The sequence below is a fragment of the Amycolatopsis sp. NPDC023774 genome (genome assembly GCF_040639695.1).
In the GTDB taxonomy this organism is placed as follows: Bacteria; Actinomycetota; Actinomycetes; order Mycobacteriales; family Pseudonocardiaceae; genus Amycolatopsis.
Genome location: NZ_JBFAAJ010000027.1, coordinates 66,890 through 87,518, shown reverse-complemented (window position 1 = coordinate 87,518; position 20,629 = coordinate 66,890). Strand labels below are relative to the sequence as shown.

General features: G+C 71.0%; 19 protein-coding genes. 10 read left to right on the top strand and 9 right to left on the bottom strand.

Going from position 1 to position 20,629, the window contains the following annotated elements; genetic code table 11:
* Positions 1-174: 174 nt before the first annotated feature.
* Together AB0F91_RS36795 and AB0F91_RS36790 are read left to right on the top strand one after the other, a co-directional pair.
* Positions 175-1,284, top strand: coding sequence for an amidohydrolase family protein (locus AB0F91_RS36795; protein ID WP_360605285.1), 1,110 nt, complete (start codon positions 175-177; stop codon positions 1,282-1,284).
* Positions 1,285-1,362: 78 nt separating this feature from the next.
* Complete coding sequence (locus AB0F91_RS36790; protein ID WP_360605283.1) at positions 1,363-2,145, top strand: DUF4037 domain-containing protein; 783 nt, start codon at positions 1,363-1,365, stop codon at positions 2,143-2,145.
* 69 nt (positions 2,146-2,214) lie between these two features.
* On the opposite strand, the gene AB0F91_RS36785 is transcribed toward AB0F91_RS36790, so the two are convergent.
* The 5 genes from AB0F91_RS36785 to AB0F91_RS36765 form a co-directional block, all read right to left on the bottom strand.
* Positions 2,215-2,886 carry a class I SAM-dependent methyltransferase gene (locus tag AB0F91_RS36785; protein ID WP_360605281.1) on the bottom strand — a complete coding sequence of 224 codons (672 nt, stop codon included), beginning with the start codon at positions 2,884-2,886 and terminating at the stop codon, positions 2,215-2,217.
* A gap of 130 nt (positions 2,887-3,016) precedes the next feature.
* Positions 3,017-3,910 carry an amino acid ABC transporter permease gene (locus tag AB0F91_RS36780; RefSeq protein WP_360605279.1) on the bottom strand — a complete coding sequence of 298 codons (894 nt, stop codon included), beginning with the start codon at positions 3,908-3,910 and terminating at the stop codon, positions 3,017-3,019.
* Positions 3,907-4,554, bottom strand: coding sequence for an amino acid ABC transporter permease (locus tag AB0F91_RS36775; RefSeq protein ID WP_360605277.1), 648 nt, complete (start codon positions 4,552-4,554; stop codon positions 3,907-3,909). Before AB0F91_RS36775 ends, AB0F91_RS36780 begins: the two co-directional genes overlap by 4 nt.
* Positions 4,555-4,638: 84 nt before the next feature.
* A complete protein-coding gene (locus tag AB0F91_RS36770) occupies positions 4,639-5,553 on the bottom strand; it encodes a glutamate ABC transporter substrate-binding protein (protein WP_360605275.1) in 915 nt (304 codons plus the stop codon).
* 79 nt (positions 5,554-5,632) lie between these two features.
* Entirely contained in the window at positions 5,633-6,361 is a 729-nt protein-coding gene (locus tag AB0F91_RS36765; RefSeq protein WP_360605315.1) for an amino acid ABC transporter ATP-binding protein, read from the bottom strand.
* A 344-nt stretch (positions 6,362-6,705) separates the two neighbouring features.
* On the opposite strand from AB0F91_RS36765, the gene AB0F91_RS36760 reads away from it, so the two are divergent.
* Together AB0F91_RS36760 and AB0F91_RS36755 are read left to right on the top strand one after the other, a co-directional pair.
* Complete coding sequence (locus AB0F91_RS36760) at positions 6,706-7,374, top strand: response regulator transcription factor (protein WP_220238098.1); 669 nt, start codon at positions 6,706-6,708, stop codon at positions 7,372-7,374.
* A 3-nt stretch (positions 7,375-7,377) separates the two neighbouring features.
* Positions 7,378-8,775 (top strand): HAMP domain-containing sensor histidine kinase, encoded by a 1,398-nt coding sequence (locus tag AB0F91_RS36755; RefSeq protein ID WP_360605273.1) that lies wholly within the window; start codon positions 7,378-7,380, stop codon positions 8,773-8,775.
* Here AB0F91_RS36755 and AB0F91_RS36750 read toward each other — a convergent pair.
* Positions 8,772-9,701 (bottom strand): TAXI family TRAP transporter solute-binding subunit, encoded by a 930-nt coding sequence (locus AB0F91_RS36750; RefSeq protein ID WP_360605271.1) that lies wholly within the window; start codon positions 9,699-9,701, stop codon positions 8,772-8,774. The two genes, AB0F91_RS36755 and AB0F91_RS36750, sit on opposite strands and share 4 nt — an antisense overlap.
* A 365-nt stretch (positions 9,702-10,066) precedes the next feature.
* Between AB0F91_RS36750 and miaB the strand changes: the two genes are divergently transcribed.
* The 3 genes from miaB to AB0F91_RS36735 all read left to right on the top strand — a co-directional run bounded on the left by miaB (position 10,067) and on the right by AB0F91_RS36735 (position 12,500).
* Positions 10,067-11,560, top strand: coding sequence for a tRNA (N6-isopentenyl adenosine(37)-C2)-methylthiotransferase MiaB (gene miaB / locus AB0F91_RS36745; RefSeq protein ID WP_360605269.1), 1,494 nt, complete (start codon positions 10,067-10,069; stop codon positions 11,558-11,560).
* Positions 11,557-12,033, top strand: a complete 477-nt coding sequence (locus tag AB0F91_RS36740; RefSeq protein ID WP_360605267.1) for a hypothetical protein — start codon at positions 11,557-11,559, stop codon at positions 12,031-12,033. The genes miaB and AB0F91_RS36740 overlap by 4 nt, the downstream gene beginning before the upstream one ends.
* A 134-nt stretch (positions 12,034-12,167) precedes the next feature.
* A complete protein-coding gene (locus AB0F91_RS36735) occupies positions 12,168-12,500 on the top strand; it encodes a hypothetical protein (protein WP_360605265.1) in 333 nt (110 codons plus the stop codon).
* A 399-nt stretch (positions 12,501-12,899) separates the two neighbouring features.
* On the opposite strand, the gene AB0F91_RS36730 is transcribed toward AB0F91_RS36735, so the two are convergent.
* Complete coding sequence (locus AB0F91_RS36730; protein ID WP_360605263.1) at positions 12,900-14,213, bottom strand: DUF349 domain-containing protein; 1,314 nt, start codon at positions 14,211-14,213, stop codon at positions 12,900-12,902.
* 217 nt (positions 14,214-14,430) lie between these two features.
* Between AB0F91_RS36730 and miaA the strand changes: the two genes are divergently transcribed.
* Both miaA and dapF read left to right on the top strand, forming a co-directional pair.
* Complete coding sequence (miaA, locus tag AB0F91_RS36725) at positions 14,431-15,351, top strand: tRNA (adenosine(37)-N6)-dimethylallyltransferase MiaA (protein ID WP_360605261.1); 921 nt, start codon at positions 14,431-14,433, stop codon at positions 15,349-15,351.
* A 10-nt stretch (positions 15,352-15,361) separates the two neighbouring features.
* Positions 15,362-16,189 (top strand): diaminopimelate epimerase, encoded by an 828-nt coding sequence (dapF, locus tag AB0F91_RS36720; RefSeq protein WP_360605259.1) that lies wholly within the window; start codon positions 15,362-15,364, stop codon positions 16,187-16,189.
* Positions 16,190-16,247: 58 nt separating this feature from the next.
* On the opposite strand, the gene valS is transcribed toward dapF, so the two are convergent.
* Positions 16,248-18,776 carry a valine--tRNA ligase gene (gene valS / locus AB0F91_RS36715; RefSeq protein ID WP_360605257.1) on the bottom strand — a complete coding sequence of 843 codons (2,529 nt, stop codon included), beginning with the start codon at positions 18,774-18,776 and terminating at the stop codon, positions 16,248-16,250.
* 9 nt (positions 18,777-18,785) lie between these two features.
* Positions 18,786-20,039 (bottom strand): MFS transporter, encoded by a 1,254-nt coding sequence (locus AB0F91_RS36710; protein WP_360605255.1) that lies wholly within the window; start codon positions 20,037-20,039, stop codon positions 18,786-18,788.
* Positions 20,040-20,102: 63 nt separating this feature from the next.
* On the opposite strand from AB0F91_RS36710, the gene AB0F91_RS36705 reads away from it, so the two are divergent.
* Entirely contained in the window at positions 20,103-20,606 is a 504-nt protein-coding gene (locus AB0F91_RS36705) for a helix-turn-helix domain-containing protein (RefSeq protein ID WP_360605253.1), read from the top strand.
* Positions 20,607-20,629: the final 23 nt, after the last annotated feature.

Genomic DNA, 20,629 nt, shown 5'->3' with positions numbered 1-20,629 from the left:
CGTGCACGCCCGCGAAGACGAGTGGTCCCGCCCGGCGAGCGCCCTGGCCAACGCCCTCTGCGCGATCAAGCCGCCGCCCGCGACCGCCCGGACGACGCGAACCGGAGCTCTTGCCGTTGGCAGAGGAGACGATCGCGGTGGCTGTGGCGGACCTCGGTGCTTAGGGTCGGTAGCGTGCTCATCAAGAACGTCCGGGTTTTCGACCCCGATTCCGGCACCACCGAAGCGGCGAACGTCCTCGTCGACGACCGAATCACCGCAGTCGGATCCGATGTGGACGGTCCGGAGTCCTACGACGGCAACGGCGGACTCCTCATCCCCGGCTTGATCGACTGCCACGCCCACATCGCTTTCCCCGGCCGCGAAGGACTTCCCCGCAGTGCGCGGATCCTCGAAGCCGTTGCCACGCTGCGGCGTCTGCGAGCGAGAGGCATCACGACCGTCCGCGACGCCTGGGGTGCGGACGCCGGGTTCAAGCACGCCCTCGACAACGGCTGGATCGAAGGCCCTGACCTGCTCGTCAGCCTCCGCCAGCTGTCGCCGACGGGTGGGCTCGGCGACTGGTGGGACGCGGACACCGGCCGCTTCGACCGCATCGACGATCCTGCCCTGCCCGACGCCGTGTTCGACGGCCCGGACCAGGCGCGCTCGGCCGTGCGGCGCATGGTGCGCGCGGGCGCAGACTGGGTGAAGCTCGGCGCCGGTGGCGCGATGGCGGCCCTGGTCGAAGGGCGCGACGTCCGCCCCACCGACGAAGAGCTTCGCGCCGTCACCGACGAAGCCCGTCGCGCCGGCCGCGACGTGATGGCCCACGCGCACACGGCCCCAGCGGCGACAGCCGCCGCCCGCGCCGGCGTGCGCAGTATCGAACACGGGGTGTTCCTCGACGAACGAGCCGTCGCCGCGATGCGTGAACACGGCTGCTGGTACGTGCCCACGCTCGCCCCGATCCCGGCCGAGCACGGTGCAGTCCACCGCCGCTCCCTCGCCCTCGCCGTCGAAGCGGACCTTCCGATCGCCGCCGGCTCGGACCTCGCACCGCGGCCGCATGTCGACTTGCTGACCGAGCTGCGCCTGCTCGCCACCGCCGGCCTCGGCCCCGCGGGCGCACTGCGCGCCGCCACGAGCGACGCCGCCCGCCTCCTGCGCCTCGACGACCGCGGCCGCGTCGCCCCGGGGCTGCGCGCCGACCTCGTGCTGCTCGACGGCGCCGCCGTGGACGTCACCGACCTCGCCGGTCGCATCCGTGCTGTCTGGCAAGCCGGGCACCGAGTGCGCGGCTGAAACCGCTCGCGAAGCGGCGGCCGGGCGCGACATACTCGCCGGCGTGGCCTGCCTGCCCGGTATCGAGCTCGTCCGCCGATGCACGTCGATGCCGTGCACCCGATCCTCGAACGCCGCGGGCTCACGTACTCCGCCGCGTTGATCGGCCCCGGCTCCGAAGGCCTCGGCTTCGACACCGAATGCTCCACCGACCACAACCGGGATCCGCGTCCGCAACTGCTCGTCCCGGATCCCGGCGGCCTCGACGACCTGCTCGTTCACGAGCTGCCCCGCGGATTCCCGGGCTACTCCACGTACTTCGCCGACGACGAAGGCGACCGGACGAAACGCATGGTCGCGGACGACGGCGCGGTCCGTCGCGCCGTGGAGATCGCCGACGTCGACACGGGGTTCACCGCCCGGATCGGCTTCCTGCCCGGCGAAGCCGTGTCCCGGGACGACTGGCTCACCACTCCGACGCAGACCCTCGCCGAGCTCACCGGCGGCGCGGTCTTCCACGACGGCCTCGGCCGCCTCGACGCTGTCCGGGCCACTCTGACCTGGTATCCCGACGACGTGTGGCGCGAGGTCCGCGCCGGGCGGTGGTGGCGCATCGCCCAGGAAGAGGCGTTCGTCGGCCGCCGCGGCGAGGTCGGCGACGAGTTCGGGTCCGCCATCGTCGCCGCGCGGCTCGTGCGGGACCTCATGCGCCTGTGCCTGCTGGTGGCGCGCCGGTACCCGCCGTACTCGAAGTGGTTCGGCAACGCGTTCGCGCGGCTGCACCTCGTCGGCACCTGGCCGCCACCTCGGGGCGCGAGCGGGGAACACACCTGGCAACTGCCGCCGAAACCGTTGCGGCGCAACACGACCACCTCGGCCTGACCGAGCCAATCGGCCTGCGGCTTCCACAGCCGCCCTACCGAGCCTCACGTGATCCCCGCAACGGAAACCTCAGGGTTGCCGCGCGGTCAGCACCGCGAACGGCGGATTCGCAACGAGCGCTCGCCAGAACTCGTCGTCAGCCGGCACCCTCACCGGCTGCTGTTCGATCGAGCGCAAACCCTCGGCAGCGAGGGCCGCCTCGACCGTCCCCGGCGCCCGGACGAACGACTCGAACGACACCGGCGGATCGGCCTCCACGCGGACCGTAACCCGTGTGCCATCAGCTTCCTCGAAGTCCGGCGTCACGGTGAAACCCGGTACGGTGCCGGCGAGCGCGGCCGGCGTCAGGTGTGCGAAGACGAGCAGCCCACCCGGCCGGACGTTCGCCGCCAGCCCCGCGACCACCACGTCGAGCGGCCCCGCGACGCCGAGGGCCGTGACCACGTCGAAGTCACCGATCATTGGCAACTTCAGCGGCGAGTGCGCCTCGTAGGAAATCCCCAGCGGATCGCGTTCCTCCTGCCGCTGGGCGTACGCGATCAACGAGCGGTCCGCGTCGACCCCGACCACCCGCGACGCGCCGGCCGAACGGAAGAGCCGGGGGTAAAAGCCCGTGCCGCCGCCGACAACCAGCACCCAGCGGCCCGCGAGGGGCCCGGCGGCCGCCACCACGGTCGAGGTCTCGGCGATGCCGACGGGGCTGTGGTAGACCACTTCGTGGCGTTCGGGGAGATCCGGCACGGGCGGGCTCCTGCTTGGCGGCTGTGCCCTCGACGCTAATCCGCGGCACGGCGACCCGACAGGTGCATCCGGAGCAGCGCGCGAAAAAGGCCCCCGCGGGTGCGGGGGCCTTTTTCGAACGACCGGAGCGTCAGGTGCCGCCGCCGCCGAAAGCACCACCGCCCGCGGCGTTGCCGAGCACGACCTGCTCCGCCTTGGTGTCCGTGGTCTCGATGTGCTTCTTGCTCCGCCGGTTGCGCTTCTCGACCCACGTCGCGAGTGCGGTGAGCAGCAGGCACAGCACGATGTAGATGCCGGCCGCCACGAGGGTGGACGGCACGATCGGTCGCCCGAACACGCCCTGCGAGCCGATGTAGCGCGCGTAGTAGAGCAGTTCGGGATACGTGACCAGGAAGCCGAGCGCGGTGTCCTTGAGCAGCACCACGAGCTGGCTGATGATCGTCGGCAGCATCGCGCGGATCGCCTGCGGCAGCAGCACTGTGAACATGACCTGCGTCTTGCGCATGCCCAGCGCGTACGCCGCTTCCGACTGGCCCTTCGGCAGCGAGTTGATGCCGGCGCGGAACACCTCCGCGAGCACCGAACCGTTGTACAGCGTCAAGCCCAGCACCACGGCGAACAGCGGCGAGGTGTCCACGCCCACGGCCGGCAGACCGTAGTAGAAGAGGAACATCAGGATCAGCAGCGGGATCGCACGGAAGAACTCCACGATGAACGTGGAGATCCCCCGGAGCCAAACGCGTTCGGACAGCCGGCCGGCCGCGAACACCGCGCCGAAGATCAGGGCGAACACCGCGCCGAGGGCGAACGCTTCGAGCGTGGCGAGCACGGCGTTGGCGAGGTCCGACTGCACCTGCGAGTACTGCAGCCATTCCCACTTGCGCGCGGTGAACTGGCCGCTCTCGTAGAACTTGTAGCCCACGAACGCGATCAGGGCGATGACCGCGAGGATGCCGATCGCCGCGTAGATCCGGTGCCGCACCCGCGACTTCGGGCCGGGAAGGTCGAACAGGACGCTGCTCATCGGGCCACACTCCAGCGCTTCTCCAGGCTGCGCTGAACCAGGGACAGCACGGCGACCAGGATGATGAAACCGAGCGCCACCCAGAGGAGGGCGATCAGCTGGCTGTCGCCGCGCTCGGAGATGTACTGGCGGATCGCGCCCGCCTCGGCGACCGAGAACCCGCTGGCGATCGTGCTGTTCTTGAGCAGCGCGATCAGCGTGCTGATCAGCGGCGGGACGACCGAGCGCAGCGACTGCGGCAACACGATCTGGCCGAGGATCTGGCCGAAGGTGAGGCCGAGCGCGCGGGCCGCCTCGGCCTGGCCGACCGGCACGGTGTTGATACCCGAGCGCACGACCTCGCAGATGAAGGCCGACGTGTACACCGTCAGAGCAACCACGGCGTACGTGAAGTAGTCGAGGGCGACGATGTTGAGCAAGGGGTACGCGAACACGAAGAACGCGAACACCAGCGTGAGCGGTGTGTTGCGCACGACGGTGACGTAGACCGTGCCGATCGCGCGGAACACCGGAACCGGGCTCACCCGCAGCATCGCCAGGATCGTGCCGAACACCAGGCTGCCGACGCCGGCGATCAGGAACAGTTCGATCGTGCGAAGGAAGAACGGACCGAACAGGTCCAGATTGTCGAGCAGGACGTCCATGGAGCCTTCCCCGCGTCCGTGGGACGGAAGTTTACGTGGAGCGGCCGGTGGACGAAGACTCCGTCCACCGGCCGTCGAGCTGGATCAGTAGCGCTGGATCGTCGGCTTCGTCGCGGTCGCACCGGACTTGCCGAGGGTGGCGTCGTAGATCTTCTGCCAGGTGCCGTCGTCGAGGCTGGCCTGCAGCAGGTCGTCCATCTTCGTGCGCAGCACCTTGTCGTCCTTGTTCAGGCCGATGCCGTAGGGCTCCTGCGAGAACGGCTTGCCGACGACCTTGAACGAGTCGGGATCCTGGGCGGCGAAGCCCTTGAGGATCGCGTCGTCGGTGGTGACGGCGTCGACCTCCTTGGTGCTCAGCTTGTCCACGCACTGCGAGTACTTCTGGAACTCGACGATGTTGCCCGGCTCCGTCAGACCCTGGTCACGCACGCGCTGGATCGGGGTCGACCCGGTCACCGAGCAGACCTTCTTGCCCTTCAACGTCTCCGGACCGGTGATCGACGTGTCGTCCTTGCGCACCAACAGGTCCTGACCGGCCTCGAAGTACGGGCCGGCGAACGAAACCTGGGTCTTGCGCTTGTCGGTGATCGTGTAGGTGCCGACGTAGTAGTCGACCTGGCCGTTGGAGATGGCCTGTTCACGTGCGGCGGAGTCGACCGTGGTGAACTTGATCTTGTCCGGGCTGACGCCGAGGCCGGCGGCGATCATCCGGGCGATCTCGATGTCGAAGCCTTCGAACTTGCCGGTGGTCGGGTCCTTCAGGCCGAGGCCCGGCTGGTCGTCCTTGACGCCGACGGTGACGGTGCCGGCCGCCTTGATCTTGGCGAAGGTGGGCGAGCCGGCCAGGTCGACGTTCTGCGCCACGGCGTAGGTCGGCAGAGCGGCGGTGTTCGCGCCAGTGGCGTCGCCACTGGGGGCCGCGGGCGTGCCTTCCTTGCCACAAGCGGTCAGCAGCAGGCCGCCGGCGAGCAGCCCTACCGCGAGGGTGCGGATCCTCATTGCATGTCTCCTGTATCTGTCGTCGGATGGCCGATGCGGCCACCGGGTACGGCAGGTGCCGGGGAAAATCCGGTAATCGTCAGTGGGTGAGGATCTTGCCGAGGAAGTCCTTCGCCCGGTCGCTCTTCGGCTGGGTGAAGAACTCGTCCGGCTTGGTGTCCTCGACGATCTCGCCGTCGGCCATGAAGATCACCCGATCGGCTGCCCGGCGGGCGAAACCCATTTCGTGGGTGACCACGAGCATGGTCATGCCGTCCTTGGCTAGGCCGGTCATCACGTCGAGCACCTCCTGGACCATCTCCGGGTCCAGGGCCGAGGTGGGCTCGTCGAACAGCATCACCTTGGGGCGCATCGCGAGCGCCCGGGCGATGGCCACGCGCTGCTGCTGGCCGCCCGAGAGCTGGGCCGGGTACTTGTCCGCCTGGTTCGCGATGCCGACCCGCTCGAGCAGCTCCATCGCGGTCTTGCGCGCGTCGGCGGAGGAGACCTTGCGGACCTTCACCGGCGCCAGCATTACGTTCTCGAGAATCGTCTTGTGCGCGAACAGGTTGAACGACTGGAAGACCATGCCGACGTCCGCACGCAGGGCCGCGAGCGCCTTGCCCTCGGCAGGCAGGGGCACGCCGTCGACGGCGATCTCGCCGGCGTTGATGGGCTCCAGCCGGTTGATGGCGCGGCACAGCGTCGACTTGCCGGACCCGGACGGCCCGAGCACCACCACGACCTGGCCGCGAGGCACCTCGAGGTTGATCTCCTTCAGCACGTGCAGGTCGCCGAAGAACTTGTTCACGGCGGTCGCCTTGATCATCGGCGCCGCCACCTCCGCGGTCATCTTGGCCTCCAGAGCTCCTTCACCACCGGCATCTGCGGGACCGGATCCCCCGTCGATGGCGGAAACCTACTCCCGTCGGACCCTTTGTAAAGGCGGCTTGAGCAATACTTAGGGTTTCAAGTACGTATCGACTTCCGGCGCCGTCCGGGCTGGTCGGCGGCCTTCCGTGCTGCTCAGCCCAGCCATGACCACATCCTGTGAGCATGCGATGCGGGCCGGACGGGTGACGGAGGGTCATCCTTCGTGCCCGGTCGTGGTCGTGGTCGGGTGCCCCCTAGAGTTCCTCGCTACCGTGGGCTGGATCACCGGGGAGGCGAGCGGTGCGGGTGCTGCTGGTGGAGGACGACGACCGGGTCGCGGGCGCCCTCGTGCCCGCTCTGACGCGGCGCGGCCTGGAGATGCAACGGCTGGCCTCGGGTGCCGGCGTGCTGGACCGCGTGCACGACGTGGACGTGGTGCTGCTCGACCTGGGGCTGCCCGACGTCGACGGCGTGGTGCTGTGCCGGCGCATCCGCGCGGTCAGCGACGTCGCCGTGATCGTGGTGTCGGCGCGCGGCGAGGTGGACGACCGGGTGCAGGGGCTGCGCGCGGGTGCCGACGACTATCTCGTGAAGCCCTACGACGTGGAGGAGCTGCTCGCGCGCGTCGAAGCCGTGCGACGCCGTCGTGGCGAACGCACCGACGGGCCCGCGCCGGTGATCGAGGTCGGCGACGTGAGTATCGACCTCGCGCGCCACGAGGTGCTTGTGGCCGGGCAGTCGATCGCCTTGTCCCGCAAAGAGTTCCAGGTCCTCGCGCTCGTCGCGGGCGCGCGCGGTTCGGTCTGCTCGCGCGAGCACGTGCTCACCGAGGTCTGGGGCCATCGGGGCGCGGCGGAGAGCCGTTCGCTCGACGTCCACGTGGCCACGCTGCGCACGAAACTGGGGCGTCCGGCGCTGATCGAGACCGTCCGCGGCGTCGGGTACCGCCTCGGCGGCGGGCGGGGCTGAGCCGTGCGCGTCCGCCTCCAGGGGATCGTGGTCACGCTCGTCGCGCTGCTGGTGTTCGGGCTCGGTATCCCCCTGGCGCTGACGATGGCGGGCAGTCTTCAGCAGAACCTCTTCCTCGACCGGCTCACCGACACCGCGCGGTTCGCCTCGCTCGCGCAACGGCCGCTGATCGACAACCGGCCCGCGCTGCTGGAGCCGGAGCTGCGCCGCTACACCGAGGTCTACGGCGTGAAGGTCGTGGTGGTCAACCAGGACGGCGTCGCGGTGCTCAGCTCGCTGGGTGGCACCGACGCGGCGCGCATCGACCGCTCGGCCATCGCGGCGCCCGTCAACGAGGCGCTCGCCGGCCGTCACCCGGAGCCTGGTCCGCTGCTGATGCCGTGGACGACGGCCCCGCTGGTGCTGGCCGAGCCGATCCTCATCGACGGCGAGGTGCGTGGCGTCGTCGTCACGGAATCCTCGACCGACCACGTGCGCACGCGGCTGTTGTGGCAGTGGCTCGTGCTCGCGGCGGGTGCGGTGGTGGCGTTCGGGCTCGCGCTGCTGGTCGCGATCCCGGTGGTGCGCTGGACGCTGCGGCCCGTGCGCCGGCTCGACGAAGCGACGGGCGCGCTGGTGGCGGCCGTGGTGAGCGGGCGCGAGGCCGAACCGGTGGGGGAGAGCGGTGGGCCCCCTGAGCTGCGGAAACTCGGCCGTTCCTTCGACCGGATGGCGGCGAGCGTGTCGGAGGCGCTGGCCGCGCAACGGGCATTCGTCGCCGACGCCTCCCACCAGCTGCGCAACCCGCTGACGGCGTTGAAGCTGAGGCTGGGCAACCTCGAAGGCCACGTGGACGACGAGGCCGCGGCCGCCGACCTCGACGCTGCCCGGGTGGACGCCGGCCGGCTCAACCAGATTCTCGACGAGCTGCTGTCGATGGCCCGCGCGGAGTCGGCGGGCGGCGAGCTCGTGGCGGAGGACCTCGGCGCGGTGGTGGCCGACCGGGTCACCGACTGGAGTGTGGTGGGTGCGGCGCGTGACGTCGCGCTGGAAACCGACGCCGACGTCAACGGCACGCGGGTCCTGCTGCCGCCGCGGGGGCTCGAAGTGATCCTGGACGCGCTGATCGACAACGCGCTCAAGTTCACCGGCCAGGGCACTTCGGTGCACGTGTCGGCCGTGAACGGCGGTGATCGGGTGACCCTGGCTGTGCGCGACCACGGGCCGGGCTTGCGCGAGGACGAGCTGGAACGGGCCGTGGACCGCTTCTGGCGCAGCAGCGCGCACCAGAACGTGCCCGGCTCGGGCCTGGGGCTCGCGATCGTGCGCGAGATCGTCCGTCACTCCGGCGGCGACATGCGCCTGTCCCTGCCGGACGGCGGCGGGCTGCGGATCGAACTGGACCTGCGGGTCGCGCCTTAGACTTTGAGGCTGCGGTAATAGGTGAGCGCGCCCGGGTGCAGGGGGAGCGGCTCCGTCTCGATGCCCGGGTGGACGTCGATCGACAGGGCCGCGCGGTTGGCCTCCGCGAGGGCGGGGCGGGCGTCGTAGAGGCCGCGGGTGAGTGCTTCGGCGACGTCGTCGGCCATTTTCGCGGGGACGACGAGGAAGTTGGGGACCACGAGCGTGGTCACCGGGCCGGCCTGGTTGTAGGTGCTGCCGGGGATGGTGGCGGTGCTGTAGACGGGGCTGTAGGCCTGCATGCCCTCCTGCAGGCTGGCCATGTCGAGCAGGCGCAGGCCGACCTTCTGCGTGTACTGCGTGATCAGCGGCGTCGGCAGGCCGCCGGACCAGAACAGGGCGTCGAGCCGGTGGTTTTCGAGGGCCTTGAGGGAGTCTTCGAGGCCCAGCTGCTGCACACTCACGGAGTCGGTCAGCCCGGCGACGGCCAGCACGCGGTTGGCGATGTACTCGACCCCGGACTCGGGCGAGCCGACCGCGATGTGGCGGCCCTCGAGCATCGACACCGACGTGTAAGGCGAGTCGGCGCGCACGACGATGTGCAGGTAGTCGTCGTGGATGCGCGCCAGCGCGGTCAGCCGGCCCGGGTACTGCGCGGCGGCTTCGGCGGCGAGGTCGGCTGCGACGAAGGCCACGTCGGCACCCCCGGAGCGCACGCGGTTGAGATTGTCGCGCGAGCCCTGTGTCGCCAGGACCTCCGGCCGGGCGATGCCCAGGTCCTTGGCCCACGCGTCGGCGAGCGGCCGGGCGAGATCGTTGTACACGCCGCCGACCGCGCCGGTGGCGATCCGCAGGTGCAGACCCTCGAAGCTCGGCCCGCACGCGGCCGTGAGGCCCGCCACGAGCACCGCGACGAGCACCGCCGTGAGCCTCCGCTGCCACCCCATGGAGTGGATCGTGCCAGACGAGCGCCCCGGGTGTTCACGGCTCAGGTGCACTGCATCGTCCCCACCGGGCCAGGTGGACGGCGGCTCGCCCGCGGTCGGCGGGAAGGCGGCGGTGGGAGCCGACCGTGAAAACCGGCGCGCTCGTAGCAGCGCGGCGTATGCGGGACACGATCCTGGTGCGCAGTGGGCCGATGTCGCCGTCTCGGCAGTCGCTGCCGGTCTCCCGGGGAATCGTCGCTGACGACATCACGGTTCGGGCATCGTGGTCGAAAGGTTCTGACGGTTCGGGCACCGTGGTCGAAAGGTCCTGCACGAGCAAGGGCGCCAGGGAGTACCAGGTGGCAGCCGGTCTACCCTGTGTGGTGATGACCGAGAACCAGCAGCCCAAGACGTACAGCATCCGCACCTTCGGCTGCCAGATGAACGTGCACGACTCGGAACGGCTCGCCGGTCAGCTCGAGGAGGCCGGGTACGTCCCCGCGAGCGCGGAGGCGAAGCCGGACCTGGTCGTGTTCAACACCTGCGCCGTGCGGGAGAACGCGGACAACAAGCTGTACGGCACCCTGGGCCACCTGCGCCCGGACAAGGTCGCCAACCCGGACATGCAGATCGCCGTCGGCGGCTGCCTGGCGCAGAAGGACCGCGGGGAGATCGTCAAGCGCGCCCCGTGGGTCGACGTCGTGTTCGGGACGCACAACATCGGCTCGCTGCCGACGCTGCTGGAGCGCGCCCGGCACAACGCGGAGGCCGAGGTGGAGATCCTCGAGTCGCTCGAGACGTTCCCCTCGACGCTGCCCGCGCGCCGCGAGTCGTCGTACGCGAGCTGGGTATCGGTTTCGGTGGGGTGCAACAACACCTGCACGTTCTGCATCGTGCCGTCGTTGCGGGGCAAGGAACGCGACCGCCGCCCGGGCGAGATCCTCGCCGAGGTCGAGGCGCTCGTGGCCGAGGGCGTGCTCGAGGTGACGCTGCTGGGGCAGAACGTGAACTCCTACGGCGTCGAGTTCGGCGACCGCCTGGCATTCGGCAAGCTGCTGCGCGCGACCGGCGGGATCAGCGGTCTGGAGCGCGTGCGGTTCACCTCGCCGCACCCCGCCGCGTTCACCTCCGACGTGATCGACGCGATGGCCCAGACGCCCAACGTCTGCCACCAGCTGCACATGCCGCTGCAGTCGGGTTCGGACCGGGTGCTGCGCGAGATGCGGCGTTCCTACCGCTCCGCGCGGTACCTGAAGATCCTCGACGAGGTCCGCGCGGCGATGCCCGACGCGGCGATCACCACCGACATCATCGTCGGCTTCCCCGGCGAGACCGAGGAAGACTTCCAGGCGACGCTCGACGTCGTGCGCGAGGCGCGGTTCTCCAGCGCATTCACGTTCCAGTACTCGAAGCGCCCCGGCACGCCGGCCGCGACGATGGACGGCCAGCTGCCCAAGGAGGTCGTGCAGGAGCGCTACGACCGGCTCGTGGAGCTGCAGAACGAGATCTCCTGGGTGGAGAACAAGAAGCTGGTCGGGACCAAGGTCGAGCTGCTCGTGGCCGCGGGCGAGGGCCGCAAGGACGCCGAGACACGCCGCATGAGCGGCCGCGCGCGCGACGGGCGGCTCGTGCACTTCACGCCGTCCGGGTCCGTTGTGGACCGCGCGGTGCGGCCGGGTGACGTCGTCGAGACGGTGATCACCTACGGCGCCCCGCACCACCTGGTCGCCGACGGCGATCTTCTGACGCACCGCCGCACGCGGGCGGGCGACAACGCCGAAGCGGGTCTTCGGCCCAAGACGAGCGGGGTCACGCTGGGACTGCCGGGCTTCGGAGCCCCGGCCGTCGAGCCGGCCCCGGTGAGTGGGTGTGCGCTGTGAGCGAGCCAGGAACGCCGGCCGAGGTCGACGAGGAGCTGACCGACCAGATCGACAAGGCGGGAGCGCGCGCGTCCCGCACGGTGGAGCTGGGCCGCCGCGGCTTCTACATCGCCGTGTTCATCGTCGTGCTGCTCGTGGCGCAGGTCCTGCCCTGGGTCGGCGACCACGCGGGCTACCAGGTCCTCCAAGGCGCCGGCGGCGGCATCCCGCAGCTGTTCGCCGCGACGTCCACGGGCGTCGGCGTCCTCGCCGGCGCGGTGGGCGTGGCGACGCGCCGCTGGTGGGTCGCGTGGTGCTGCGCGGCGGGCGGCTGGTTCGCCTCGGTGGACGGGCTGCTGTCGGTGTGGTCCCAGCAGTCGGCCCACGCGAACGGCGCCGTCGGCGGCGGGCCGGGGATCGGGATGATCGTCGCGTGGGTCGCCACGATCGTCCTGGCGACGATGTGGATGAGGACGGCTTTCTCGCGGGCCTGAGGCCGGGCGCTCGCCGGGGAAAGCCTCGTCGTGACTTGATTCGACGGTGCGGCGGTCCCCGTAGGGCTGCTCGTGGTGGGGTTGTCGAGCCGGAACGAGAGAGTCGAAAGCAGGGGCGGTGAGGCGGTCCTCCGATGAGGACTGAGCCGATAACCGCGGACACGACGGAGCCGAGGAAGACCTTCAGCGCTGCGGCGCACGCGATCTCCTGCCTCGGTCTGCAGCACTCACTCGCACACCCCGACGATCTCGCCCTCGCCGCGAAACACGTGGCCGCAGCGCTCGCATGGCGGGTCAACCTGCACCGTGAGGGTGTCAAGAAAGAGATCAAGCTACTTCTGGACCTCGCACACGGTCTAGCCGAGTCCGGGCGGTTCGCGCAGGAGGTGACCACCCGACTCGAGGTCGTACCGCACGACCGGTTCCCCGGGCAGTCACGCCTGGACAACCTCGCACGCCGATCTTGAGCGCCGACTCCTTGTCGCCGGTTCCGGCCCAGACCCTCGGTGGTTGCGCCGAGCGTTGACAAACCTTGCCACGGGGCATCTCGTCATAGCCGTCAACGCGGGCAACGCCTTGCGCAAGGCGCACAACCTCGACTGAACCACCTACCGCCACCTGGCCTGACCGACCACGGCGGCTGCTCGTTCCGACGGTTCCGACATCCGAGGTCGCCATTCATTTGTCGGACGACCAAGAGGGTCGGGCGGCGGAGTGCGTGAACCGACCCTTCAGCCCGAGGCGTCCCCCCGCGCGCAGCGAGCCAGTCGGCTGATCACCCATCGCGACCACGCACTACCCGAACGATCGAAAAGGGCCGCTCCCGGGCGAAACCCGGCGAGCGGCCCTCTCCAAAACCCCACCGATCAGCGATCCGCCACCGCGGCCTCAGCCGCTTCCATCCACTCGCGCCACTGAGCGGCCTGCTCGTCGGCCTTCTTGGCGCGGCGTTCGTCGCCCGCGGCGCGGGCCTTGGCGGCCTGCGACTCGAACTGTTCGACACGCTCGCGGAACTGGGCGGCGCGGGCCTGGGCCTCCGGGTCGGTGCGGCGCCAGCGGCTGTCCTCGGCGGACTTGACGGCGTCCTGGACGGCCTTGAGCCGGCCGTCGAGCTCGCGGATGCGTTCACGCGGGACCTTGCCGATCTCGTCCCACTGTTCCTGGATGCGGCGCAGCGCGGACTTGGCGGCGTCGAGGTTGGCGGCGACGTCGATCTTCTCCGCCTCGACCAGCAGCTCTTCCTTGCGGGCGGCGTTGCCGGCGAACTCGGCGTCGCGCTCGGTGAACACCGCCGAGCGGCGGGCGAAGAAGGCGTCCTGGGCCGCGCGGAAGCGCTGCCACAGGGCTTCGTCGCTGTCCTTGGGTGCGCGGCCCGCGGCGCGCCACTCGGCCATAAGCTCCTTGTAGCGGCCGGCGGTCGCGCCCCAGTCGTCGGACTCGGCGAGGGCCTCGGCCTCGGCGATGAGCTCTTCCTTGCGGTGCTTGGCGCTCGCGCGCTGCTTGTCCAGCTCCGCGAAGTGCGAGCCGCGGCGGCGGTTGAACGCCTCGCGGGCCTTGGAGAACCGCTTCCACAGCTCGTCGTCGGTCTTGCGGTCGACGCCCTTGACCGTCTTCCACTCGTCCAGGATCGTGCGCAGCCGGTCGCCCGCGACCTTCCACTGGGTGGAGTCGGCGGCGATCTTCTCCGCCTCCTCGGCCAGCTCCTGCTTGCGCGAAACGGCGGCCGCTCGGGCCTCCTCACGTTCCTGCTTGACCTTGCCCAGCGCCTTCTCCGCGGCGGCGATCACGTACTCGACGCGTGCGGCCAGCGCGGCGAGGTCACCGACCACCGCCGACTCGGCCAGCCCGTCGCGGATCTGCGTGGCGTTCGACAGCGCGTGCTTCGGGTCACCGACGCCCGAGGCCAGCCGGGTTTCCAGCAGCTCGACCTCGGTGCGTACGTCGTCGAAGCGGCGGGCGTAGTGCACGAGCCCCTCTTCGGGCGTGCCCGCCTGCCAGACCCCGACCGCGCGTTCGCCGTCGGCGGTGAAGACGAAGACGGTGCCCTCGGCGTCGACCCGGCCCCAGGTGGACGGGCTGGGCTCGGCGGCCGGCACCGGGGGTGCGGTCTGGGCGCTGCCGGGCGCGTGGGGCACCGGGTGCGGTGCCGGGGTGCCGCTGGACGTGTTCTCCTGGGCCATCGCAGGCTCCTTATCGCCTGTACGCCCGCTGGTGCGGGCGCCCCGCGTGCTGCGGGGCCGGGTTACGCGGTGGTGCTTCCGGGGGCATGGGGCCCCAGCGGCATTCAAGCAGCTCAGCGCCTGCTGTGGTACTGGATGAGCCACCTGAAGCCAGTGATCCTACTTCTCCTTGACGCTCCGTGTCGGCGTCCTCCCCGTCCAGGTACCCTCGACCAGCGTGATCAGCCCTGCTCAGCCGCCTCGTCCGGTGGCCGTCGTCGGTCCCACGGCCACCGGGAAGACGGCGCTGGCCGTGGAGCTCGCCCTCGCCCTCGGCGGTGAGGTCGTGAACGCCGACGCGCTCCAGCTCTACCGCGGCATGGACGTCGGCACGGCCAAGGCCACCGAAGCCGAGCGGCGCGGCGTGCCCCACCACCTGCTCGACGTCCTCGACGTCACCGAGACCGCGTCCGTCGCCGCCTACCAGCGCGACGCCCGCCGCGTGATCGAGGACCTCCTCGCCGCTGGCCGCGTGCCCGTGCTGACCGGCGGCTCGGGCCTGTACGTGCAGGCCGTGCTCGACGACCTGAAGTTCCCCGGGACCGATGCGGCAGTCCGGGCCCGGCTCGACTCGGAGGCCGGCGAACGGGGCACGGCGACCCTCTACGCGCGCCTGGCCGAAAAAGACCCGGCCGCGGCCGCCGCCATCCTGCCCACGAACACCCGCCGGATCGTGCGCGCGCTGGAGGTCATCGAGCTGACCGGGGAGCCGTTCTCCGCGAACCTGCCCAAGCCCGGCCCGCCCCGCTACAGCACAGCGCTGATCGGTATCGACCGCGAGGCCGCCGAGCTCGACGAGCGCGTCGACCTGCGCGTGGAGCGGATGTTCGCAGCCGGGCTCGTCGACGAGGTGCGGGAACTCGAAGCCCGCGGCCTGCGCGAGGGCAAAACGGCGTCCCGGGCGCTGGGCTACCAGCAGGTGCTCGCCGAGCTCGACGGCGAACGCGACTTCGCGGCCGCCGCCGCCGCGACCGCTCAGGCCACCCGCCGCTTCGTCCGGCGGCAACGGTCCTGGTTCCGCCGCGACAAGCGGATCCAGTGGTTCGACGGTGCTTCCCCCGACCTGGCCGCGCGCGTGCTCGACGCCCTGGCGCAGTAATCTTGTTCCCATGGGCGGCATCGAGTTTCTCAAGGGCCACGGCACGCAGAACGACTTCGTGCTGCTGCCCGACGCGTCCGGCCGTCTCGACCTCACAGCGGAGCGCGTGGCGGCCCTGTGCGACCGCCGGCGCGGCCTGGGGGCCGACGGCGTGCTGCGCGTGGTGCGCGCCAACGCGGTGGGTGAGGCCTCCGACGGCGAGTGGTTCATGGACTACCGCAACGCCGACGGCTCGATCGCCGAGATGTGCGGCAACGGCGTGCGCGTGTTCGCCCGCTACCTCGTCGACGCCGGCTTGGCGGGCGACGGCCGCTTCACCGTCGGCACCCGCGCGGGCGACCGGCCGGTGGTGGTCCACCCCGACCGCTCGGTGACGGTGGACATGGGCCCGGCCACGATCACCGGCACCTCCGTGACGGTGGTGGCCGGGAGCCCGTTCTCCGGCGTGGCCGTGGACGTCGGCAACCCGCACCTGGTGTCGGTGCTCGACGACGATGTCGCCGACCTGGACCTGCGCGAGCAGCCCGACTTCGATCACGACGTGTTCCCGACCGGCGTGAACCTCGAATTCGTGAACCTGCTCGGCGAGGGTGCGCTGCGCATGCGCGTCCACGAGCGCGGCGTGGGGGAGACGCGCTCGTGCGGCACCGGCACGGTGGCCGCCGTCGCCGCCGCACTGCACCTGGCCGGCACCGACACGGGGAAGTCCACAGTGGACATCCCCGGTGGCCGCGTGGTCGTCACCGTCGGACGCGGCGCCGCCACGCTCACCGGCCCGGCGGAGATCGTCGCGCGCGGCGAGCTCGACGAAGCCTGGTGGGCCGCCGCCCGAGCATGATGCGCCCCAATGTGGCGTTGGGTGCGTTGAACGCATCGAACGCCACATTGGGGCGCTCTCAGCCCACCGTCACCTCGACGGCCAGCTCCCCGTCACCCGGGCGCGTGGTCACGGCGGAGATCACCCCGGCCGCGCGCACATCGTCCGACACCGCGGCGAACCCGCTGAGCACGTCGTCGGACGCGCTCACCGTGAGGGTTTCGACGGCCGAGCGCATCGACACCTTCGCGTCCGTCTTGGCCCGCCGCACGGCCGCGATCACCGAGCCCGCCAGCGGCAGCAGGGCGGCGTCGCCGTCGACTTCCGGCGCCTCCGGCCACGGCGCGCGGTGCACCGAACCCTCCTGCCACCACGACCAGACCTCCTCGGCCGTGTAAGGCAGCACCGGCGCGAACAGCCGCACCAGCACCGAAAGCGCGGTCGTCAGCGCGGCGCGGGCCGAGTCCGCTGCCGCCTCGCCGCGATCGCCGTACGCGCGGGCCTTGACCAGCTCGACGTAGTCGTCGCAGAACGTCCAGAAGAACGTCTCCGTCACCTGCAACGCCCGCGCCTGGTCCAGGCCTTCGAACGCCGCCGACGCCTCGGTGACCACGCGCGCGAGCGCGGCGAGCACCGACCGGTCCAGCGGTTCCGTCACGGCGGCGCCCGGCGTGGGCAGGCCGAGGCCGAGCACGAACCGGCTCACGTTGAGCAGCTTCGTCGCCAGGCGCCGTCCGACCTTCATCTGGCCCTGGTCCTCGGCCGTGTCGACGCCGGGGCGCGCGCTCGCCGCCCAGTAGCGCACGGCGTCGGGCCCGAACTGGTCCAGCAGCGCGGCCGGCGTGACGACGTTGCCCGTGGACTTCGACATCTTCTTGCGGTCCGGGTCGAGCACCCAGCCGGAGATCACGGCGTCGCGCCACGGCAGCACGTGCTCTTCCAGCTCGGCCCGCACGGTCGTGGAGAACAGCCAGGTGCGGATGATCTCGTGCGCCTGCGGCCGCAGCGAGTACGGGAACACGCGGCGGAACAGGTCGTCGTCGAGGCTCCAGCGTCCGGCGATCTGCGGCGTGAGCGACGACGTGGCCCACGTGTCCATCACGTCCACCTCACCCGCGAACCCGCCGGGCTTCCCGCGCTGGGCCTCGGTGTAGCCCGGCGGCACGTCGGTGCTCGGGTCCACGGGCAGGGCCGAGTCCGAGGGCACCAGCACGGCTTCGTGGTCGGGCTCGCCGTGCTCGTCGAGCGGGTACCAGACGGGGATCGGCACGCCGAAGAACCGCTGGCGGCTCACGAGCCAGTCGGACGTGAGGCCCTCGGTCCAGGCGCGGAAGCGAACCTCCATGTGCGGCGGCACCCAGTTGAGCTCGCCGCCGCGTTCGAGCAGTTTCGCGCGCAGGTCCTCGTCGCGCCCGCCGTTGGTGAGGTACCACTGGCGGCTCGTGACGATCTCGAGCGGCCGGTCGCCCTTCTCGTAGAACTTCACCGCGTGCGTGATCGCCCGCGGCTCACCGCGCAGCGACCCCTCGGCCCGCAGCGCCTCGACGAGCAGCTGCCGTCCCGTGTGGACGGTCTTGCCGGCCAGCGGCGCGTACGCCTCGGCGGGCACCCCGCGCGGCGGCTCGGGCAGGAACCGGCCGTCGCGCCCCAGCACCGGGCGAGTCTGAAGCCGCAGCGCGCGCCACCACGTGACGTCGGTGGTGTCGCCGAAGGTACAGACCATCGCGATGCCGGTGCCCTTCTCGGGATCGGCGAGGTGGTGCGCGTGCACCGGCACCTCGACGCCGAACACCGGCGTGCGCACGGTTTTGCCGACGAGGTCTCGGTACCGCTCGTCGTCCGGGTGCGCCACCAGCGCGACGCACGCGGGCAGCAGTTCGGGCCGCGTGGTCGAGATCAGCACCTCGTTCTCGCCCGCGTGGAACACGAGGTCGTGGTACGCGCCGGGCCGCTCCCTGTCCTCCAGCTCGGCCTGAGCGACGGCGGTGCGGAACGTCGTGTCCCACAACGTCGGCGCCTCGGCCTGGTAGGCCTCGCCGCGCGCGAGGTTGCGCAGGAAGGCGCGCTGGGAGATCTCCGTGGTGGCCGGGTCGATGGTCTGGTACGCCAACGTCCAGTCCACCGACAGCCCGACGCGGCGCCAGACGTCGGCGAACACCTTCTCGTCCTGTTCGGACAGCGTTCGGCACAGCTCCACGAAGTTGCGGCGCGACACCGGGATCACTTCCTTGCCGGGCTTCTCCGGTGGTGTGAACGACGGGTCGTAGGGCAGTGCCGGCTCGCAGCGCACGCCGTAGTGGTTCTGTACGCGGCGCTCGGTGGGCAGGCCGTTGTCGTCCCAGCCGACGGGGTAGAACACCTCGCGCCCGCGCATGCGCTGGTAGCGCGCGAGGACGTCGGTGTGCGTGTAGGAGAACACGTGCCCGATGTGCAGCGAACCGCTCGCCGTGAGCGGCGGGGTGTCGATCGAGTAGACGGCTTCGCGTGGCTTCGTGCGGTCGAAGCGGTGGACGCCGTCGCGCTCCCATACCGCTACCCACTTGGCCTCCAGACCGTCGACACCGACCTTGTCCGGGACACGAGGGCTGGGCTGCGGGGTTGCGTTCATGAACCAACTCTAGGCGGGCGCCGCCACCGCTTTCTCGCCCACCGGCAGGTCACGCATGTGCCGCAGCGGCGAGCAGACCACCCACAGCGCGGCGGCGAGCTGGCCGATCACCGCCGTCCACAGGGCACCCATCAGCCCGAGGCCCTCGCCGAGCGCACCGCCCAGCAGCCCGCCGAGCGGCATCGTGCCCCAGACGAGGAACCGCACGCTCGCGTTCATCCGCCCCAGCAGCCGGTCGGGTGTGATCGCCTGGCGGTAGGAGACCTGCGCGACGTTGTAGAGGATCACGCCGAACCCGGCCACCGCCAGGCCGAAGCCGGCGAGCGGCACGCGCCAGCCGGGCCCCGCGAGCGGCACGAGCAGGTTGCCCGGCCACACGAGCATGGGCAGGAGCCAGATGGAGCGCGCCTGCCCGACGCGCCGGATGATCGCGCCGGCGAAGAGCGCGCCGAGGATCCCGCCGATGCCGCCGACGGCGAGCAGCGCGCCGACCGCCGCGGGCGGGAGCCCGGCCGTGCGCGTCAGGAACAGCACCTGCACGGCCTGCGCGGCGGCACCGAACAGGTTCGCGGTGGCGGTGCACGCGACGATGGCGCGCAGCGGCTTGTCGGTGAACACGAACTTCAGGCCCTCGATCATCTGCGGCACCAGGCGTTCGTGCCCGGTCTTCTCGGGCAGTTGCTCGACCGTGCGGATCCGCCAGAGGCACAACGCAGAGGCGAGGTAGCCGAGGCCGGTGACCAGCACCGTGCTCGCCGCGCCGACGAACTGCACCAGCACGCCCGCCGCGCTCGGGCCCGCGATCTGGGCCGAGGACTGCACGCCCTGCAACTTCGCGTTGCCCTCCAGCAGCCGGTCCCGGCCCACGAGCGCGGGCAGGTAGGCCTGGTAGGAGACGTCGAAGAACACCGTGCCGATGCCGACGAACAGCACGACCACGATGAGCTGGACCATCGTCAGCCCGCCCGCCCACCACGTCAGCGGGATGCTCAGGATCAGCGCCGCGCGGGCCAGGTCGGCCGCGAGCATCACCGGCCGCTTGCGCAACCGGTCCACCCACACGCCCGCCGGCAGGCCGATGAGCAGGAAGCCCAGCGTCTCGGCCGTGGTCAGCAGGCCCATCTCGATCGGCGTCGCCGCGAGCGTCACCGCCGCCAGCAGCGGGATCGCCGTGACACCGACGAACGTGCCGAGCTGGCTCGCCGCGTCGCCGGCGAACAGCCGGCGGAAGTCGGCGTGGAAGAGGAGGGAGTCCCGGTTCACCCGATGGAGTGTCGGCGAGTGATTGGAAAGTGTCAATCACTTTGTCGTGCCTAGGCTGTGCGGGTGCCGACCCCACGACGCCCTTCGACGGAGGCCGAGGCCGCCGCGCTCGCGTCCGGAATACGCCTGCGCATCATCCGGTTGACCTCCTTCGAGGCAATGACCAACAAGGAGCTGGCCGAGCGGCTCGGCCGCGACCCGGCGACCACGCTGCACCACGTGCGGCGCCTGGTCGAGACGGGTTTTCTCACTCCGCTGGAAGAGCGCCGCGGCGCTCGTGGCGCCAAGGAGATCCCGTACCGGTCCACCGGCCTGTCCTGGCAGCTCGACAACGGCGCGGCGGTCGCGAGCGTCGGCCAGGCCATGCTCGAGGCCTACCTCGCCGAGATGGGGGAGGCCGACGCCGCCGAGGTCGACTCCAGCCGGCTCGTCTTCCAGGTCGCGCCGGCCGAGGTCGCCGAGTTCAAGGACCGGCTCGCGCAGCTGCTCGACGAGTTCCGGGAACGGCCCCCGGAGCCCGGTGCCGAGCGGACCGCCATCTACGTATCGATCTATCCCAGCAGGTAATCACTCGGCTCCCGCGCCGAATC

Coding starts and splice junctions, on each gene's coding strand:
- AB0F91_RS36790 (WP_360605283.1), top strand. CDS start 1,363: ATGCACGTCGATGCCGTGCACCCGATCCTCGAACGCCGCGGGCTCACG.
- AB0F91_RS36780 (WP_360605279.1), bottom strand. CDS start 3,910: ATGAGCAGCGTCCTGTTCGACCTTCCCGGCCCGAAGTCGCGGGTGCGG.
- AB0F91_RS36775 (WP_360605277.1), bottom strand. CDS start 4,554: ATGGACGTCCTGCTCGACAATCTGGACCTGTTCGGTCCGTTCTTCCTT.
- AB0F91_RS36770 (WP_360605275.1), bottom strand. CDS start 5,553: ATGAGGATCCGCACCCTCGCGGTAGGGCTGCTCGCCGGCGGCCTGCTG.
- AB0F91_RS36765 (WP_360605315.1), bottom strand. CDS start 6,361: ATGATCAAGGCGACCGCCGTGAACAAGTTCTTCGGCGACCTGCACGTG.
- AB0F91_RS36750 (WP_360605271.1), bottom strand. CDS start 9,701: ATGGGGTGGCAGCGGAGGCTCACGGCGGTGCTCGTCGCGGTGCTCGTG.
- miaB (WP_360605269.1), top strand. CDS start 10,067: ATGACCGAGAACCAGCAGCCCAAGACGTACAGCATCCGCACCTTCGGC.
- AB0F91_RS36735 (WP_360605265.1), top strand. CDS start 12,168: ATGAGGACTGAGCCGATAACCGCGGACACGACGGAGCCGAGGAAGACC.
- AB0F91_RS36730 (WP_360605263.1), bottom strand. CDS start 14,213: ATGGCCCAGGAGAACACGTCCAGCGGCACCCCGGCACCGCACCCGGTG.
- dapF (WP_360605259.1), top strand. CDS start 15,362: ATGGGCGGCATCGAGTTTCTCAAGGGCCACGGCACGCAGAACGACTTC.
- valS (WP_360605257.1), bottom strand. CDS start 18,776: ATGAACGCAACCCCGCAGCCCAGCCCTCGTGTCCCGGACAAGGTCGGT.